This window comes from Cellulomonas sp., from assembly GCF_015234515.1.
Taxonomy (GTDB): Bacteria; Actinomycetota; Actinomycetes; order Actinomycetales; family Cellulomonadaceae; genus Cellulomonas.
Map to the genome: position 1 here is coordinate 191478 of NZ_JADGMY010000010.1, position 17639 is coordinate 209116.

Annotated in this window: 15 protein-coding genes and 1 tRNA gene; 7 read left to right on the forward strand and 9 right to left on the reverse strand. The window is 74.2% G+C overall.

The genetic code is table 11. The features are described from left to right. Window positions 1-3: 3 nt before the first annotated feature. The 9 genes from IR158_RS03185 to IR158_RS03225 all read right to left on the reverse strand — a co-directional run bounded on the left by IR158_RS03185 (window position 4) and on the right by IR158_RS03225 (window position 9063). On the reverse strand, window positions 4-1215 hold the full coding sequence (locus IR158_RS03185) for a DUF4255 domain-containing protein (protein WP_291809402.1): 1212 nt from the start codon (window positions 1213-1215) through the stop codon (window positions 4-6). Continuing rightward, window positions 1212-2006, reverse strand: a complete 795-nt coding sequence (locus tag IR158_RS03190; protein WP_291809405.1) for a hypothetical protein — start codon at window positions 2004-2006, stop codon at window positions 1212-1214. Before IR158_RS03190 ends, IR158_RS03185 begins: the two co-directional genes overlap by 4 nt. Continuing rightward, on the reverse strand, window positions 2003-2755 hold the full coding sequence (locus IR158_RS03195) for a hypothetical protein (protein ID WP_291809408.1): 753 nt from the start codon (window positions 2753-2755) through the stop codon (window positions 2003-2005). Before IR158_RS03195 ends, IR158_RS03190 begins: the two co-directional genes overlap by 4 nt. A gap of 6 nt (window positions 2756-2761) precedes the next feature. After that, entirely contained in the window at window positions 2762-3286 is a 525-nt protein-coding gene (locus tag IR158_RS03200; protein ID WP_291809411.1) for a phage tail protein, read from the reverse strand. A gap of 7 nt (window positions 3287-3293) precedes the next feature. After that, entirely contained in the window at window positions 3294-5489 is a 2196-nt protein-coding gene (locus IR158_RS03205) for a phage tail sheath subtilisin-like domain-containing protein (protein ID WP_291809414.1), read from the reverse strand. Between the two features lie 43 nt (window positions 5490-5532). Beyond that, window positions 5533-7065, reverse strand: a complete 1533-nt coding sequence (locus IR158_RS03210) for a phage tail sheath C-terminal domain-containing protein (RefSeq protein ID WP_291809417.1) — start codon at window positions 7063-7065, stop codon at window positions 5533-5535. A 642-nt stretch (window positions 7066-7707) separates the two neighbouring features. After that, window positions 7708-8163 (reverse strand): iron chaperone, encoded by a 456-nt coding sequence (locus IR158_RS03215; protein WP_291809419.1) that lies wholly within the window; start codon window positions 8161-8163, stop codon window positions 7708-7710. 244 nt (window positions 8164-8407) lie between these two features. Next, window positions 8408-8481 (reverse strand) — tRNA-Pro (locus IR158_RS03220). A gap of 105 nt (window positions 8482-8586) precedes the next feature. After that, a complete protein-coding gene (locus IR158_RS03225) occupies window positions 8587-9063 on the reverse strand; it encodes a hypothetical protein (RefSeq protein WP_291809421.1) in 477 nt (158 codons plus the stop codon). 474 nt (window positions 9064-9537) lie between these two features. On the opposite strand from IR158_RS03225, the gene cysK reads away from it, so the two are divergent. The 7 genes from cysK (at window position 9538) to IR158_RS03260 (ending at window position 17597) form a co-directional block, all read left to right on the forward strand. Next, window positions 9538-10473, forward strand: a complete 936-nt coding sequence (gene cysK, locus IR158_RS03230; RefSeq protein WP_291809423.1) for a cysteine synthase A — start codon at window positions 9538-9540, stop codon at window positions 10471-10473. 93 nt (window positions 10474-10566) lie between these two features. After that, window positions 10567-11151: a serine O-acetyltransferase EpsC gene (epsC, locus tag IR158_RS03235; protein WP_291809424.1), complete on the forward strand. Its 585-nt coding sequence runs from the start codon at window positions 10567-10569 to the stop codon at window positions 11149-11151. A 73-nt stretch (window positions 11152-11224) separates the two neighbouring features. Next, a complete protein-coding gene (locus tag IR158_RS03240; RefSeq protein ID WP_291809426.1) occupies window positions 11225-12220 on the forward strand; it encodes a DUF1648 domain-containing protein in 996 nt (331 codons plus the stop codon). A gap of 55 nt (window positions 12221-12275) precedes the next feature. Next, window positions 12276-13361, forward strand: a complete 1086-nt coding sequence (locus IR158_RS03245) for an LLM class F420-dependent oxidoreductase (RefSeq protein WP_291809428.1) — start codon at window positions 12276-12278, stop codon at window positions 13359-13361. A 68-nt stretch (window positions 13362-13429) separates the two neighbouring features. Continuing rightward, window positions 13430-15313: an acyltransferase family protein gene (locus IR158_RS03250; RefSeq protein ID WP_291809431.1), complete on the forward strand. Its 1884-nt coding sequence runs from the start codon at window positions 13430-13432 to the stop codon at window positions 15311-15313. A gap of 322 nt (window positions 15314-15635) precedes the next feature. Continuing rightward, complete coding sequence (locus IR158_RS03255; RefSeq protein ID WP_291809435.1) at window positions 15636-16472, forward strand: ABC transporter ATP-binding protein; 837 nt, start codon at window positions 15636-15638, stop codon at window positions 16470-16472. 81 nt (window positions 16473-16553) lie between these two features. Next, complete coding sequence (locus IR158_RS03260; protein WP_291809439.1) at window positions 16554-17597, forward strand: aliphatic sulfonate ABC transporter substrate-binding protein; 1044 nt, start codon at window positions 16554-16556, stop codon at window positions 17595-17597. The last annotated feature ends 42 nt before the right edge of the window (window positions 17598-17639 follow it).

The following is a 17639-nucleotide window of genomic DNA, read 5'->3' on the forward strand; positions in this document are numbered from 1 at the left end:
GCGTCAGGGCACCGTGACGGTGGGGCCGGTGATCGCCCCGGTGGCCGGGTCGACGTCGAGGAGGCTGAGGGCGCCGCCGATCGACAGCCGCACGAGGTGGGGACCGGACGGCAGGCCGCGGGTGGTCACCTCGACCACGCCGCCGACCACGGCGCCGTCGGACCACTCGGTGCGGGTGTCCCCCGGCCCGTTGAGCACCACGGTGAACGGCTCGTCCGCCGCCGGCACGGGTGTGACGGTCAGACGCAGGACCCGGGCGCCGGCACCCGGAGCGGCCCGGCTCGACGGGTTCGCCGGCTCGATGACGGGGACGAGGGCGACGGGGAACAGCCCGGACTCCGCAGCCGGGCGGGTGCTGCCGTCCGGCAGGGTCACCTCGTGCCGCACCTGGACGCCGGTGAGGCCCGGTCGCAGCGTGCCGCCGTCGACCGGGAGGCGGATCTCCGTGTCGCCCGCCGAAGGCGCAGGCAGCGCCCGCCCTCCGACGAGCACGGTGGTCCGGTCCCCGCGCAGGGACGTGCCCGTGACGACGAGATGCTCGCCGAACCGGACCACCGGCTGCGGGCGCGCGTCCGACCGCACGGCGCTGACCTGCGGCCGGCGCAGGGGGTACACGGTGAGGACGGGCTCCCTCGTCACGGGCAGGGACGCACCGGTCGTCACCTGGGCGTCGAGCATCACGACGGCGGCACGGTAGGCCACCGTGAGCCGCGGTGCGGAGCGCGTGTTCATGCCCCAGAGCCGAGAGAGGTCCTCCAGGTCCAGCGGAACCATCGAGAGCCGGACGGACTCGACCTGGTTCGCCAGGTCCGAGCCGGCGAGGGCGTGGCCTGCCGGCAGGGCGGTCAGGAAGTCGGCGATCTCCGCCGGGGAGAGTCGCGGGACCTGGTTCAGGCTGCCGAGCACGAGACCTGCGAGGCGCTCCACGTCCTGGGCGGCCGGGGCACCGACGAAGCTGAGCGCGTACATGAGGTCGACCGCGAGGCGCGGTGCCTGGAGCACCGAGCCGTCCGTGTCGCGTTCCGGCATCCACTCGTTGCGCAGGTCGCCGTCGGGCATCACCTGGTACAGGTGGATGTACACGCCGGCGACCGCGTCCGGCTCCGGCGGTGCGGTGACGACGGTGAATCCCGCGAGCTCGGCGGCGTCGATGAGCCCCTGCACCCGGGCACGCAGCACCGCGCTCACGGTCGCGACCGCCAGGGAGTTGCTCATCCGGACCCCCGCGTCCGGCTGGCGAGGTACTCCGCGAGCTCGCTGCCCCGAGCCGCGGCCGCCGACCCGGCGGAGGCCTGCGGCACCGACGACGAGCCGGCGCGGGCGGCTGGGGCGATCGGCGCGTCCGCCCGCACGACGATCCGGTCGATCCTGACGTGCACGGTCCTGCGCGCCGGGTCTCGACCGTCCGCACGGCGCGCGTCCGCCGCCGGTGCGGCCGAGGTCGGCGGGTGCAGCGGAACCGGTGCTGCAGCGGGCGCGGTCGTGCTGCGGTCCGGGCGTTCCGTCGGGGCCGGCACCGGCGGTGCCGGCCGTGCGACCGCAGGCGGGGCGGGCGGCCGTGCGGTCGCTGCCGGCGGGGGCGCTGCTGGTCGGCCCACCACGGTGGTGTGCACCTCGATCGGCACGGGCGACACCGGCGCGGCTGCGGGCTTCGGGGACGGCGTGGACGACGGCGGCGGGATGCGCACCGGGGACGCCGACGCGTCGACGGGCTCCCGAGCGGGTGCGGACGGCTGGCGCGCTGCGGTCACGGGCTGCGCGGGCTGCGGGGCACCCGGCGGCGACGACTGCTCGACGTGCTGGACGTGGAGGGTGACCGGCGCCGGGTCGTGCTGCCGCTCGGTCGCCACGGGAGCCGGCGGCGCCGCGTCGACAGGCGGCGAGGGGAGCGCCCACACGACGTCAGCGGGCCGCACGAGGGGATCGGCACCCGACGCACCGTCGGCGCGTGCGCCGTCTCCCGTCCCGGGGTCCAGCCGCGCCAGCAGGGCTCGCAGGTAGCTCACGACCAGCCCGCCAGGTCCAGGTAGCTGCGGCGGCGGGTGGCCGGCAGCGAGAGGATGTCCCGCTCCGACCAGCCGTAGGTGCGGGCCAGCGCATCGACCTCCTGCAGCAGCCGCCGCGCGTTGACCTCGATCTCGCGCCACAGGAACGCCCCGACGTCGAACCGGGACGGCCAGGCGTGGCTGCACGCGGCGCAGCGCAGCTCGAGGGTGAGGTCTGCTGCCGGGTCGAGCCGAGCCAGCTCGGCGTCCAGGGCCTCGACCACCGGGGACGGGAGGTCCTGCACGGCACACCGGATCCCGGCTCGCTCCACCGACACCACCGCGGCCTCGAGCAGGACCGCGGCCCGCAGGTCGTGGTCCGCCTGGGAGGCGACGCGCAGGTCCCGGCTACCCGGCAACCGGAACCGGACGTCCCAGTCCTCGACCCACAGCTCGTGGACCGCCGACCCGGCAGCCACGTCGTCCGCCACGGCCGTCCCCCCGGGAACCAGGTCGCGGACGTCCAGGGCGAACTCCAGCCCGTCCCCGCACCGAGGGCACGCCACGTAGCAGTCCGCGACGGCGCCGAAGGTCTGTCGACGCACCTCCAGCAGAGCGAGGTCGCGGACACCGAGGGGCGCCGCCGCCAGGTCCTCCACCGGCAGGCTGTCTGCCGCGGACCAGACGAGGAGGGCCCGGGTGAGCGCGTCGACACCGCGGCCCTGCTCCCAGACCGCGAGCAGCTGCTCCCCCGCCAGGCCCGCCGTCACGCCAGGTCACTCCGGGACCGTGAAGCTGGGCTCGGTCGGTTCGAGCACGGCGACGTCGCGCAGCCAGCCCTCGTTCTCCAGCTTGATGGACTGGATCGCGACGGCGTTGCCGCTCGCGTCCAGCTCGGGGAAGGCCTGGTACTCGCTCACCCAGCACCGGTAGAGGTTGTAGGCGATGACCAGCTGGCCCGCCTCGTTGTACATCTCGATGGTGATGTCCTTGCGGAAGTCCTTCAGCGACACCTCGGCACCGAGGGCCGCCTCGTAGTTCCACACCTTGTTGGCCCACTGCTCGAACTCGCGGTCGTGGGTGACGCCACGCTCGAGGGTCACCGCCTCGAACTTCGACTGCCCCGGTGAGCGGAAGACTGTGCTGACGTCACCGCCCGCGCGCACGTCGATGACCTCGGTGGTGCGCTTGAGCGCACCGACCTTGCTCACTCCGGCCACGTACCGGCCGTCCCACTTCACCCGGAACTTGAAGTTCTTGTACGGGTCGAATCGGTTGGTGTTGACGGTGAACTGGACCATGGGATCCTCACTGGCCGGCCTGGGCGGCTTGCTGCTGGAGCCTGATGATGACGAACTCGGCGGGCCTGAGCGGCGCGAAGCCGATCAGGACGTTGACGACACCGCGCTGGATGTCACCGTCGGTGGTGGTCTCGTCGTCGCACTTGACCAGGTACGCCTCCTGCGCCGACGCACCCGCGAACGCCCCCTGACGGAACAGCCCGTGCATGAAGGAGCCCATGCTCATCCGGAGCTGCGACCACAGCGCATGGCCGTTCGGCTCGAAGACGGCCCACCGGCTGCCGCGCATCAGGCTCTCCTCCAGGTACAGGGCGAGCCGCCGGACGGGCACGTACTTCCAGTCCGACGCCTGCACGTCGGCTCCGTTGAGGGTGCGGGCGCCCCACACGACCCGGCCGTAGACCGGGAAGGCGCGCAGCACGTTGACGCCCAGCCGGTTCAGCTCGCCGTGCTCGGTGTCCCCGACCCGCACCGCCAGCTCGGGGACACCGCGCAACGTCGCGTCGATCCCCGCGGGCGCCTTCCAGACTCCCCGCTGCGCGTCGGTCCGCGCGAGCACGCCGGCCACCACGCCGCAGGGTGGGAACTCGGCGAGCCTGCTCTCCTGCAACGGGTCGGGCACCCGCACGCGCGGGAAGTACAACGCGGCGTTGTCGCTGCGCGTCGCGAACGTGGCAGCGTCGGTCACGGCCGCCGCCGGGGTGGCCCACTCCACCGGCGGGTCGAGCAGGAGGAACGCGCGGCGACGCTCGGCGAGGGCCACCGCCTGCGACCAGAGCGCGAGGTGACCGGCGTCCTGCGTCGACCAGGACTCGAGCGGCACGCACAGCAGGTTGACGATGTCGGCCTCGAGCAGTGCCTGCATCCCGGTGCGACCGTCGGCGCTCCCCGACAGGTCCTCCGTGAGTCGCGGCGGTCCCCCGTCCAGCCCGCCGACGAGCGGCACCGCGCCCTCGGCTGTCACCGGCGTCGTCGCGACGCGTGTCGCGACGAGCACGGCGAGCTGGGACGAGCGAGCGAGGACGCCGCCGAGCCATCGAGGGGCGAGCGGGTCCGCCGACACGCTGTAGTGCACCTCGGAGGTCAGGACCCGGCCCGTGTCGTCGGTCTCGGTGAGCGTGAGGTGGAACGTGCCCGGCTCCGCCTCGACGGAGCCGACCTGCGCCCGGAGCCCGTTGCCCCAGGTGCCGGGCGACGCAGCCTCCAGGTCGAGGACCGTCGATGCCAGGGTGAGCACGTGGGCGTCGTCGACGCTCGTGCTGCGCGCCGTGCCGTTCGGCGGCGTCGCGGCGGGAGCGGTGCCGACCACCTCGGCGAGGGCGAGACCCGTTCCCGTGCGCGCCGCTGCGATGGTCGCGGCGTAGTCGTCGTCCACGTCGAGCCCGACGATGTCCACCCGTGCCTCGTTGCCGTCGGGGCTCAGGACCGCGTCGCCGCCGTCCACGGCAGCCAGCTCGAGGTGGAAGGTGCCGGCAGCCGCATCCGAGGAGGACACGACCGCGCGCAACCGGGCGAACCCGGGCAGCGCGCGTGCCGCCGCCGTCGCGCGGAGCACCAGGCCCAGGCCGATCGTTGCCTGGGCGGCGACGGCCCGCTCACCCAGCGTGAGGACGTGCACCCCCGCGGCGGTCCGTGTCGTGCGGTAGCTGCCCTCGGGTGGCACACCGGTCGACGGGTCACCCACGAGCTCCACCAGAGCGGTGCCTGCGACCACGATGCCACCGATGGTGCCGGACGGGTCGGCGGCGAGGTCCACGGTGTCACTTCCGCTGACGTCGTTCCCGTTGTCCGTCAGCACTGTGCCGGCCGCGTCCTGGGCAGCGACCGTCAGGGTGAACGTGCGTGCCCCGGCGTCGGCGTCGGCGACAGTGACGCCCAGGTGGTCGAACCCGGCCAACCCCTCGGCGGCGGGTGTGGCGCGCAGCACCATGGCGTCAGCGTTGACCACCCGGACGACGAGCGCCTGGCTCCCACCGTTGAGGAAGAAGTGGCGCACCACCTGCCCCATGACGCTCCGGCTCCACAGCGGCCCGAACGTCGCCTCGTACTGCGTCCAGCTGCTGATCGAGGTAGCAGCGTCGACCGGGCCCCGACGCGCGGTGCCGACGAAGGCGGTGACCGACGTCGACACCCCGGTGACTGCGCGGCTCCCGCTGGGCAGCTCGAGCGTGTAGACGCCCGGGGCCGTCGTCAGCATGCTCATGCGCTGTTCCCTTCAGGACGACGACCCTGGACGGTGGTCCGGCTCAGGTGGCCGACTGGCCAGCCATCTGCTGGAACGTAAGGATCACGAACTCGGCCGGCCGCAGCGGCGCGAAGCCGACGACCACGTTGACCACCCCGACGGCGGCGTCCGCAGGGGTCGTCGTCGTGGCGTCGCACCGGACCAGGTACGCCTCGCTCGGCGTGGTGCCGAAGAAGGCCCCCTTGCGGAAGAGGTCCTGCATGAACCCGGTCACGGACGCCCGCAGCTGGCCCCACAGCGCGTGGTCGTTGGGCTCGAACACCGCCCACCGCAGGCCGCGGACCAGCGACTCCTCGATGTGCAGGGCCGTCCGCCGTACCGGGAGGTACTTCCACTCGGAGGCCATGACGTCGGCACCCCGACCGGTGCGGGCGCCCCAGACGACCGGACCGACGACGCTCAGCTCGCGCAGCGCGTTGACGCCACGCGGGTTGAGCAGGCCGCTGTCGTCGTCGGTCAAGGTGCGCTCGAGGCCGGCGAGCCCGCGCAGGGTGGCCTCGGTGCCGGCGGCCGCCTTCCAGAACCCGCGAGCGGCGTCGGTCCGGGCGATCACGCCCGCCACGGCTCCCGAAGGTGCGAACGGCCGGCTCGCGTTCTGCTGCAGCGGATCGGCCGCCATCACGCGAGGGAACGTGAACACCGAGTTGTTGCTGCGGAACGCGTCCATCCCGCCCACGAGATCCGCGGCGTCCGCCGTCCTCGTCCAGCTGTCAGGCGGGTCCACGAGAAGCACCGCACGGCGGCGCTCGCAGAAGGCCAGCGCGGCGGCCCACGTCGCTGCGCTCGTCGGCCGGTCCCGCGCGATGGGCGGCACGCTCATCAGGTTGACCAAGTCCGCCTGGTCGAGCCGGCCGATCGCCGCCTCGAAGGCCGCGTCCGTGGCCTGCGCGACGGAGCCGTCGGAGCCACCTCCGAAGGGCAGCCTCGCCCCGGCCGCCGGTCGAGCAGCCGGGACAGCTGTGGCACGGATGAGCGCAGACTGCTGCGCGAGCACCGTGTGGACGTAGCGGGGGGACAACGGGTCGACCGACACATGCGTGAAGAACTCGCGGGCGACCACCGCCTGTTCGTAGCCTCGAAGGACCTCCACCGCCGGGTCGATCTCCTCGACAGTGAGGTGGAACGCGTCTGGCCCCGACACCGCCGTGACACTGCCGGCGACACCGTGGTCGACGCTGACCCGGAGCCGGTCGCCCCAGGAGCCGGGGTCGGCGGCGGCGAGCCGCAGTCCACCGGCCCCGCCTAGGCCGTGGGTCGCGGTCGCAGCTCCAGCGGCGACGCGTGAGACGAGGACGCGACCTCCACCGTTGACGAAGAAGTGATGGACGGCATAGCCGAGCTCGGACTCCGCCCACAAGCCGCCGCAGCGGCGCTCGAAGTCCGGCCAGCTCGCGCAGTCCAACGGCACGTCGACCGACCCACGCCGCGTGCGTCCGACCATGGCGGTGATCGACGTCGCGACGCCCGTGAGGGTACGGGTCCCGCTCGGGACCTCCTCGACGAAGACGCCCGGAGTCGCCGTGCTGACCGGCATCCTCGCCCCCTGGCTCGGTGATCACGGCAGTCACATCTGAGGCGCCGGGCGTAGGCCCACGCGCACTACGTCACCGCGCCAGCGACCGTGATCGTCGACCCGGTGAAGTCCCGAAATCCAAGTCGCGTGACGTCGGCAAAGGAGCCGGTACGTGAGGTGTGCCGCCCGAGCGGAACGGGCGGCGGCATGGTCTGAAACTAGCCCCGTGGCAGTGCCGAGAACAACCCCTTGACGAGTCGCGCACCCTCCTCATTGCCCGGCCTGCCCGCGACCGTGTTCGCGGTTTACGGCTCACGGTCATGGAACCGCGGCGGCGCCCGGATCGCCGCGTCGAGCGCCGCCGCCCTCATCGCACCGCGCTCGCTTGCCTCTCTCCCGTCCCCGTACTGGCGACCTGATCGGCGACGCAGATGGGGCCACAACGCATCGCTCGTGCCGGCTCAGCGGGGAGCAGAGTCCACCGACCTGACCAGCTACGACGACAGACTCGCAGCGATCGTGGGCGTGCCCGTCGGATCCGAGTCAGTTCCCGACTGGCGATGGAACGGGGCATCACTCCAGGTCAGCGCGCTGCAGAGTGCAGTCTTCCAAACTGGCTACGCGGGTTCGATTCCCGTCGTCCGCTCCGAGGGTGAACGCACCTCAGCCGGCGGCGCGCCGGACCAGGCCGGCGATCGTCGCCGCCACCTCCTCGGTCATCCACGTCAGCGCGTACGACGTCGGCCACATCGCGCCGTCGTCGAGCGCCGCCGGGTCCTCGAACCCGAGCGTCGCGTACCGGGATCCGAACTTGTCCGCCGGCTTGAGGAAGCACACGACCTTGCCGTCCCTCGCGTACGCGGGCATGCCGTACCAGGTGCGCGGCGTGAGGTGGGGGGCGACCTCCTGCACGATGGCGTGCACGCGCTCGGCGATCGCGCGGTCCCCGTCCGGCATCGCGGCGATCGCGGCGACGACGGCCGCCTCGAGCTGGGCCGCCTTGGTGGCCTTGCCCCCGCGCACCGACTGGGCCTTGAGCTCGGCGGCACGCTCCTTCATGGCGGCGCGCTCGGCTGCCGTGAACGTGCCCTCGGTGGACTGCGTGCTCGACGTGCTCATCGCCCTCTCCCGTCGTCCGGTGCTCGTGGGGACGACTCCGACGCTAGGAGCCGCGGCGGCGGCGGCGCTTCTCGGATCCTGACCGATGCGGGGGCGTCGTGGCGGGACGCGGACGGCCGCCACGTGCTCGGCCACCACCGGCTCGAGCGCCTCGTCCCCGCGCGCGTCCCTGCACGCGTGTGCGGCACTGAGGACTGACCTCGGCGCGCGGCACCGGTGCCGGCGACCACCTGGACGCGCTGGGTCGGGGTGGTCGGATTCGAACCGGCGACCTTCCGCTCCCAAAGCGGACGCGCTACCAACCTGCGCCACACCCCGTGCACCCTGGTCGCTGCTGCGGCCAGGGCACGCGCTCACCCTACCCGCGCACCCTCGCCGCGATGCCCGCGCCGCCCGCCGACCGGCACCGGGTGTGCGACGACATCACGTGTCGAAGGCGGCGACGTGCACGGCGGCGTCCGGCCCGGTGCCGGTGACGTCCACATCGAGGACGTGCCACGCGCCGGGCGCCTCCGGGTCGCGGAACACCTGCACGCACCGGTCGACGACCCCGGCGCAGGTGTCCCCCAGCACCGCTCCGGGCCGCACGTCCGCGAGCCACGCGTCCACCGCGTCGAAGGCCGCCGTCGTCTGCGCCTCGTAGAGCGTGTCGATCCCGGTCGTGCGGCGGCACAGCGCGTTCCCGGGCAGCTCGGTGGTGGTCGCGAGGAAGTCGAGCATCAGCGCGCAGTCCACCTCCTCGCCCGTCCGGGAACCGCGGGCGTCCGTGTCGCGAGCGCCCGTGTCGCGGTCGTCCGCGACGCGGGCGGCCCCGCCCGCCTGCGCTGCGCAGGCAGACAGGCTCAGGACGACCACCAGGCCGATGACGGCGAGCGGGGCCGGGGGACGACGCGGGAGCACGTCGACGACCGTAGCGGGGCAGGTCAGCGCTGACGTCCCCCGCCGGGTGGACCCGTCGTCGGCCGTCCGGCGGGGCGACGTCCTGCTGTCCGCATCGCGGGACCGCCGTCTCACGGGAACCTTTGCGCCCGCTACCGTGTTGACGCTAGCGTCGGCTCGACCACGGGCCGACGTCCGTGCCCCGGGCCGGCCCACGGCCCCTGGACGAGGAGAGCGATGCGCGTGCACACCGCCGCCGTTGCCCACGTCCTGCGCGCCTGCGTGGCGTGCACCTGTTGTCGGTGTCGGTAGAGCGCTGGCCGCTCCCGCACGCCTGACGTGCACGCACCCCTGGGGTGCACCCTCGCCCAGCGCTCGCCCCGGAGGACCCGCTGCGGCGCGCCTCCCCCGGCCCCACCCGCGTCGCCCCGGCGCACCCTCGCACATCCCCCGCACCGCCGGCCCTGACGGGCACGGCTCGACCGAAGAGGAACCATGGCCCGCATCTACGACGACGCCACCGCGCTGATCGGCAACACCCCCCTCGTCCGCATCAACAAGATCACCGACGGCGCGCCCGCCCAGGTCGTCGGCAAGCTGGAGTTCTACAACCCCGCCAGCTCGGTCAAGGACCGCATCGGCGTCGCGATCATCGACGCGGCCGAGAAGTCCGGTGACCTGCAGCCCGGCGGCACGATCGTCGAGGCCACGAGCGGCAACACCGGCATCGCACTGGCGTTCGTCGGCGCGGCCCGCGGCTACAAGGTCGTCCTGACGATGCCGGAGACGATGTCGAAGGAGCGGCGCGCGCTGCTCCGGGCCTTCGGCGCCGAGCTCATCCTCACCCCCGGCTCCGAGGGCATGAAGGGCGCGGTCAACCGTGCCAACGAGATCGTCGCCGAGCGCCCGGGCGCGGTCCTCGCCCGGCAGTTCGCGAACGAGGCCAACCCCGAGATCCACCGCCGCACGACGGCCGAGGAGATCTGGGCGGACACCGACGGCGAGATCGACATCCTCGTCGCGGGCATCGGCACGGGCGGGACCATCACCGGTGTGGGCCAGGTGCTCAAGGAGCGCAAGCCCGGCATCCAGATCGTGGCCGTCGAGCCGGCCGAGTCCCCGATCCTCAACGGCGGCGCGCCCGGCCCGCACAAGATCCAGGGCATCGGTGCCAACTTCGTGCCCGAGATCCTCGACACCACGGTCTACGACGAGGTCATCGACGTCGACGCCGAGACGGCCATCTCGGTCGCCCGGCGCGCCGCGCGCGAGGAGGGCCTGCTCGTCGGGATCTCGTCCGGCGCCGCCCTGCACGCTGCGACCCTGCTGGCGCAGCGCCCGGAGAACGCGGGCAAGCTGATCGTCGTGATCATCCCGTCGTTCGGGGAGCGCTACCTGTCCTCGGTGCTCTACGCCGACCTGCTCGACTGAGCGCCGAGCCCGGCCGTCGTCCTCACCGACGACGGCCGGGCTAGCAGCGTCCGCCCACCGGCGGACACCCCACCCGTGACCCGGAGCCCCGCCATGCGTCCCCTGCACCGCTTCCTGCGCACGCTGCGCGACGACCTCGACGCGGCGCACCAGCACGACCCGGCGGCGCGCTCGCTGCTCGAGGTCGCGCTGGCCTACCCCGGGGTGCACGCGATCTGGGTCTACCGCCTCGCCCACCACATGTGGGCCGTCCCATTCCTGCGGCTGCCGGCCCGGCTCGTCTCGCAGGCGGCGCGCGCCGCGACGGGCGTCGAGATCCATCCCGGGGCGCGACTCGGCCAGCGGCTGTTCATCGACCACGGCATGGGCGTGGTGATCGGCGAGACGGCAGAGGTCGGGGACGACGTGGTCCTGTTCCACGGCGCCACGCTGGGCGGCCGCTCGATGAAGCGCGGCAAGCGGCACCCCACGCTCGGTGACCGCGTCGTGGTGGGCGCGGGAGCGAAGATCCTCGGCCCGGTGTGGTTGGGCCACGACGTGCAGGTCGGCGCCAACGCCGTCGTCATCACCGACGTGCCCGCCGGCGCCATCGCCGTGGGTGTGCCCGCCAAGATCCGCCGGCGCGGCACCGATGTCCCGTTCGACGTCGAGGTCGACGACCCCGCCATCTACATCTGACGGGGCGGGCCGCACGTAGGGTGCTCCCGTCGCGCCCGCGACCGTGACCGCCCTCGGCGAGGAGACCTCTGCGATGACCGCGCCCCGCCCGACCCCCCCGCACCGGCTCGCGACCACGGTGACGACCCTGGTCGCGCCCCTCCTGGTGCTCGCGGTGACGGTCGGCGTCGCGCTATCGTGGACGCCCCGCCTGCCCGACCCGCTCGCGGTGCACTGGGACGCCGCGATGCGCCCGGACGGCTTCGGCTCGCTCAAGGACGCCGTCGCGATCCCCCTGCTGTTCGTGCCGCTCTTCGCGCTCGGCATGTGGGCCCTCGCGTTCTGGACGGGACGGGACGACTCCGTCCGCCGGCTCTCCGCAGGGTTCGCGACCGGTCTGGCGGTGCTGGTATCCGTCGTGGTGCTCGGGTCGCTGTCCGTGCAGCTGGACCTCGCCGACGCGGCCGACGCGCCGGGGATCGGGCACGTCACCGTGTGGGCGTTCGGCGGCGGGATCGTCGCCGGCGTCCTCGCCGCGCTGGTCGTGCCGCGCGGCCGGCCGATCCCGAGCGACGCGCCGGTCGACCCGTCCGCGCCCCGCACGGCGCTCGCACCCGACGAGCCCGCCGCCTGGAGCCGATCGGTCACCAGCCAGGCCGGCGCGTGGGTCGGTGCCGTGGCGGTGCTCGTCAACGTCGTGCTGGCACTCGTGCTCCGGACGCCCGCGATGCTGCTCGTCGGGGCAGGGATCGCGCTGCTGCTGGTCTCCACGCTGGCGCTGCACGTGAGCGTCGACGACCGCGGGCTGGTCGCCCGCTCGCCCTTGGGGTGGCCGGCCGTCCGCGTCCCCCTCGACGAGGTCGTCGCCGCGCGCGCCACGCAGGTCGACCCGTTCGGCGAGTTCGGTGGCTGGGGCTACCGCGTGGGTGCCGGCGGGCGGGCCGGGTTCGTGCTGCGCAAGGGCGAGGCGATCCAGGTGGAGCGGACGGGCGGGCGCGTCACGGTCGTGACGGTCGACGACGCGGCGACGGCGGCCGCGCTCCTCAACACCCTCGCGGACCGGGCGCGCGGTACGACGACCGCCCGGTAACGTCGCCCGGGCGCCCGGGCGGGCGCACGTCGACGGCGACGAGAAGGAGCACCGCATGCGCCTCGGGTACCACACGGGCTACTGGTCGGCGGGTCCCCCGCCGGGCGCGGCGCAGGCGGTCCGTGCGGCCGACGAGCTCGGCCTCGACTCCGTCTGGACGGCCGAGGCGTACGGCTCCGACGCGCTCACGCCGCTCGCGTGGTGGGGTGCCGGCACGCGCCGCGTGCGCCTGGGCACCGCTATCGCGCAGATCTCGGCGCGCACCCCGACGGCGGCCGCGATGGCGGCACTCACGCTCGACCACCTGTCGGGCGGACGTTTCGTCCTCGGCCTCGGGGCGTCCGGGCCGCAGGTCGTCGAGGGCTGGTACGGGCAGCCCTACCCGCGGCCGCTCGCTCGCACGCGCGAATACGTCGACGTCGTGCGACAGGTCCTCGCGCGCGAGGCGCCGGTGACGTACGACGGCACCTTCTACCGCCTGCCCCTGCCCGCCGACGAGGGCGCCGGCCTGGGCAAGGCGCTGCGCTCGACCGTCCACCCGCTGCGCGCCGACCTGCCGATCCACCTGGCCGCCGAGGGACCGCGCAACATCGCGATGACCGCCGAGATCGCCGACGGCTGGCTCCCGCTGTTCTACTCCCCCCGCATGGACGCCACGTACCGCGAGCTGCTCGCCGAGGGGTTCGCGCGTCGCTCCCCGGACCGCCGGCCGCCCGAGGAGTTCGAGGTCGTCGCCACGGTGCCCGTGGTCCTCGGCGAGGACGTCGAGCAGGCCGCCGACGTGGTGCGCCCCTTCATCGCGCTCTACGCCGGCGGGATGGGCGCCAAGGGCGCCAACTTCCACCGCGACGTCCTCGACCGGCTCGGCTACACCGAGGCGTGCGACGAGATCCAGGCGCACTACCTCGCCGGGGACCGGGCGCGGGCGGCCGCGGCGGTGCCGACCGAGCTGGTGCGCGACATCGCGCTCGTGGGCACCGAGGACGACGTGCGCGCCCAGCTCCCCGTGTGGCGCGCCACGGCCGTCACGACCGTGCTCGCCCAGGCCGACCCGCGCGCCCTGGCCCGGATCGCGGCCCTGTGGCGTGATGCTGGTCACGACGACGGACCCACGGACCGTCCCGCCTCGGAACCGGCCTAGCCTGAGTCGGACGACGCGCCGGCCGGGGGCACGTCGGATCGCGCAGGGCACGTCCGCAAGGGGTCGCAGTGGCAGTCGTCGAGCACGTCGCGACGCGTCCGGCGACCCCCTCCGCAGACGCACCGCCCCCTGCCGGCCGGCTCCCCCACCTGCGGGGCCTCGACGGCGTCCGGGCGCTCGCCGTCCTCGCGGTGCTGCTGTACCACCTGCGCGTCCCGTGGGCCCGCGGCGGGTTCCTCGGTGTCGACGTCTTCTTCGTGCTGTCCGGCTACCTCGTCGCGACCCTCGTGCTGGACGAGGTCGAGGCGACGGGGCGCTTTCGCACCGGGCGGTTCCTCGCGCGGCGCGTGCGCCGGCTCGTCCCCGCCCTGCTCGTGGTGCTCGCCGGCACGGCGGCCGCCGGGCTCGTCGCGCGTGACGCGCTCACGTCACTGCGTGGGGACCTCCTCGCGGCGCTGACGTACACGTCCAACTGGTGGCAGGTGGTCGCCGACCGTTCGTACTTCGAGCTGACGGGGCGCCCACCGCTGCTGCAGCACCTGTGGTCGCTGGCCGTGGAGGCGCAGTTCTACCTCGTCGTCCCGCTCGTGGCACTGCTCGCGCTGCGCGCGGGCCGGGCCCGCGTCGGGCAGGTCGCCGCCGCCCTGGCCGTCGCGTCGACCGTCGCGATGGGCGTCCTGGCGACGCGTGCCGGCATGCCGGTGCCGCAGGACCCCACGCGCGTGTACGTCGGCACGGACACGCACGCCATGGGTCTGCTGCTGGGCGTGGCCGCGGCGACCGTCTGGCAGCCGTGGCGCACCTGGCGGGCCGCCGGGTCGTGGGTCACCGAGCGCGGTGACGCGGTCCGACGGTTCGAGGCGGGGATCGCCGACGTGCTCGGCGTCGTGGCGCTCGCAGGGGTGGTCGCCTGCGTCGCGCTGGTCGACGAGTACTCCGTGGGCCTGTACCGGGGCGGGTTTCTGGCGTTCGCGGGACTGACCATGGTGCTGGTCGGCGCCGCCTCCGACCCCGCGGGGCTGCTGGGGCGGGCGCTCGCACGGCAGCCGCTGCGGTGGCTGGGCGAGCGCTCGTACGGGATCTACCTGTGGCACTGGCCCGTGCTGATGCTGACGCGCCCCGACCAGGACGTCACGCTGCCGGACTGGGCCGCGCCGCTCGTACGTGTGGGGCTGACGCTGCTGCTGGCCGAGGCGTCGTACCGGTGGGTCGAGACGCCGGTCCGGCGCGGCGCCCTGCGGCGCGTGGTAGGCCGCCTGCGGACGCCGGGACCCGGGCGGCTCAGGCGCGCGGTGGTCACCGGCACGGTGACCACCGCGGTCGTCGCGACGGTGGTCGCACTCGCGGTGGGGGTGGTCCGGACCCCGGCGGCGGACGCCCCGGGTGCGAGCGCCTCGGCAGTGCCCGACGTGATCGGCTCCGTCGTCCCGGAGCAGGACCGAGCACCGAGCGCCGCACCCACGCCCGACCCGGCGCCGGTCGAGGAGGTCGGCACGGTCACCGCCTTCGGGGACTCCGTCATGCTCGGCGCCGCGGCGGACCTGGCCGCACACGGCGTCGCGGTGGACGCGGTCGTGTCGCGGCAGTTCGGCGAGATGGTCGACCTCGTGCTGGGCGCGAGGGCGGCGGGGTCGCTCGGCCACACCGTCGTGGTGCACGGCGGCACCAACGGGCCGGTGGCGGAGGAGGACCTGCGGCGCCTGCTCGAGGGAACGGCCGGCCACCGCGTGTTCGTCGTCAACGTGCGCGTCCCGCGGCCGTGGGAGCAGTACGACAACGAGCTGTTCGCGCGCGTGGTGCCCGACTACCCGCACGCGCGCCTGCTCGACTGGAAGTCGAACGGCGAGGCCAACCTCTCGTGGTTCTACGACGACGGCATCCACCTGCGTCAGGGCGGCGGACGCGAGGGCTACGCCGCGTGGATCGCGCAGGAGATCCAGCCCGCCGGGTGACCGCCAGGTGGCGAGCGTTGCCGCGGGGCGGCGCGTGCCGCTACAGTCTGCTCGAAACGTGGTCACCGAGTCTCACATCGTGAGAATCGCCCGGTGATCGCCCCGACGCCGGCAGGAGGCCCGCGATGATCGTCGCCCGCTCCGCCCGCGTCACCCCCTCCCTCATGTGCCGCTGTTGCCCGTGCTGCCCCATGCAGCCCCGCACCGGCACCTGCTGACCCCAGCAACCCGCCGACCCTCCCGGGTCGCCCCGCCGGTGCCCGCCCTCGTGGCCGCCCGGCCCCCGCCGGACGCCCGCGCCCGAACCCCACGGACGTCCCCCATGAGCCTGACCTCCGCCGCCGAGCGCCGCGCGCACACCGTGACGCTCGACGCCGTGCGCCGCACGTTCCCCACACCGTCGGGGACGCGCACCGTCCTGCACGCCGTCGACCTCGAGCTGCGCGCCGGCGAGATCGTCGCGCTCGTCGGCCCGTCCGGCTGCGGCAAGTCGACCCTGCTGCGGCAGGTCAGCGGCCTCGACACCCCCGACTCCGGACGCATCCTGCTCGACGGCACACCGCTGGCCGGTGTCGACCGCCGCACCGCGGTCGCCTTCCAGGAGCCGCGCCTGCTGCCCTGGCGCACGCTGACCGGCAACGTCGCGCTCGGCCTGCCACGCGGCACCGACACGCAGACCGGCCGCGCACGCGTCGCCGAGCTGCTGCGGCTCGTCGGCCTCGAGGAGTCCGCCGGCCTGCGGCCCCGCCAGGTCTCCGGCGGCATGGCGCAGCGGGCGTCGCTCGCCCGGGCCCTCGCCCGCAACCCCGGCGTGCTCCTGCTCGACGAGCCGTTCGGCGCCCTGGACGCCCTGACGCGCCTGCGCATGCAGGACCTGCTGCTCGACGTCCACGCCGCCGAGCCGACGACCGTGCTGCTGGTGACGCACGACGTCGAGGAGGCGCTCTACCTCGCCGACCGCGTGCTGCTGCTGCGCAACCTCGCGCGCTGCCCCGAGGGCACGCCGACCGTCGCGCGCGTCATCGACGTGCCGGGCGCCCGCCCGCGGGACCGCGCGGACCACCAGCTCGCGGAGCTGCGGGCCGAGCTGCTCGAGGGCCTCGGCGTCGCCACGCACCACCCCGCGCCGCTCGACCCTGACCTCCACCACTCCATCTGATCCTGCCCTGCCCACCGGCGCGCCCCCGCGCCGGCCCCACCCGGGCCGACCGGCCCCTCCCCCGAGATGAGAGAACCGACGATGACCATCCGTACCGCCGTCTCCGCCACCGCACTGGCCCTCGTGACCACCCTGGCGCTGACCGGCTGCGTCGCCGGTGAGAACGCCGAGCCGGAGGCCGCCGCGCCGTCCGGCGCCGCCGACGCCGGGTGGAGCGCCGACACGCTCGACATCGACTTCGCGACCTACAACCCCCTGAGCCTGGTCATCAAGGACCAGGGCTGGCTCGAGGAGACGCTCGGCGACGACGTCACCGTGAACTGGCTGCAGTCGGCCGGCTCCAACAAGGCCAACGAGGCCCTGCGCGCCGGCGCCGTGGACGTGGGCTCGACCGCCGGCTCGGCGGCGCTGCTCGCCCGCTCCAACGGCTCGCCCATCCGCACCATCGGCATCTACTCGCAGCCCGAGTGGGCCGCGATCGTCGTGCCCGCGGGCTCGGACGTCACGTCGGTGGCCGACCTGGCGGGGAAGTCCGTGGCCGCAACCAAGGGCACCGACCCCTACTTCTTCCTCCTGCAGACGCTCGAGGAGGCCGGTGTGCCGCTCGACCAGGTCGAGGTGCAGAACCTGCAGCACGCCGACGGCCGGACGGCCCTCGAGCAGGGCTCGGTCGCCGCGTGGTCCGGCCTGGACCCGATCATGGCCGCGAGCGAGGCGGAGTCGGGCACGAAGCTGATCTACCGCAACATCGACTTCAACACGTACGGGTTCCTCAACGCCACCGAGGACTTCCTCACCGAGAGCCCCGACCTCGCGCAGGTCGTCGTCGACGCCTACGAGAAGGCGCGCGCGTGGGCGCAGGAGAACCCGGAGGAGGTCGTCGCGATCCTCGCGGAGGTCGCCGGGATCGACCCGGCCGTGGCCGAGAAGGTCATCGTCGAGCGCACCAACCTCGGCGTCGACCCGGTGCCCGGTGACGCGCAGCGCAAGGTGCTCGAGGTCGTCGGGCCGATCTTCGTCGAGTCCGGTGACGTCGCGGACCAGGCCACGATCGACAAGGCGCTCGACGAGCTGTTCGAGCCGGCGTTCGCCGAGAAGGCCGACGCCGCGAACCTCGCGGACTGACGCACCGGTGCCCCGCCGCGGCGACGTGGCGGGGCACCGCCC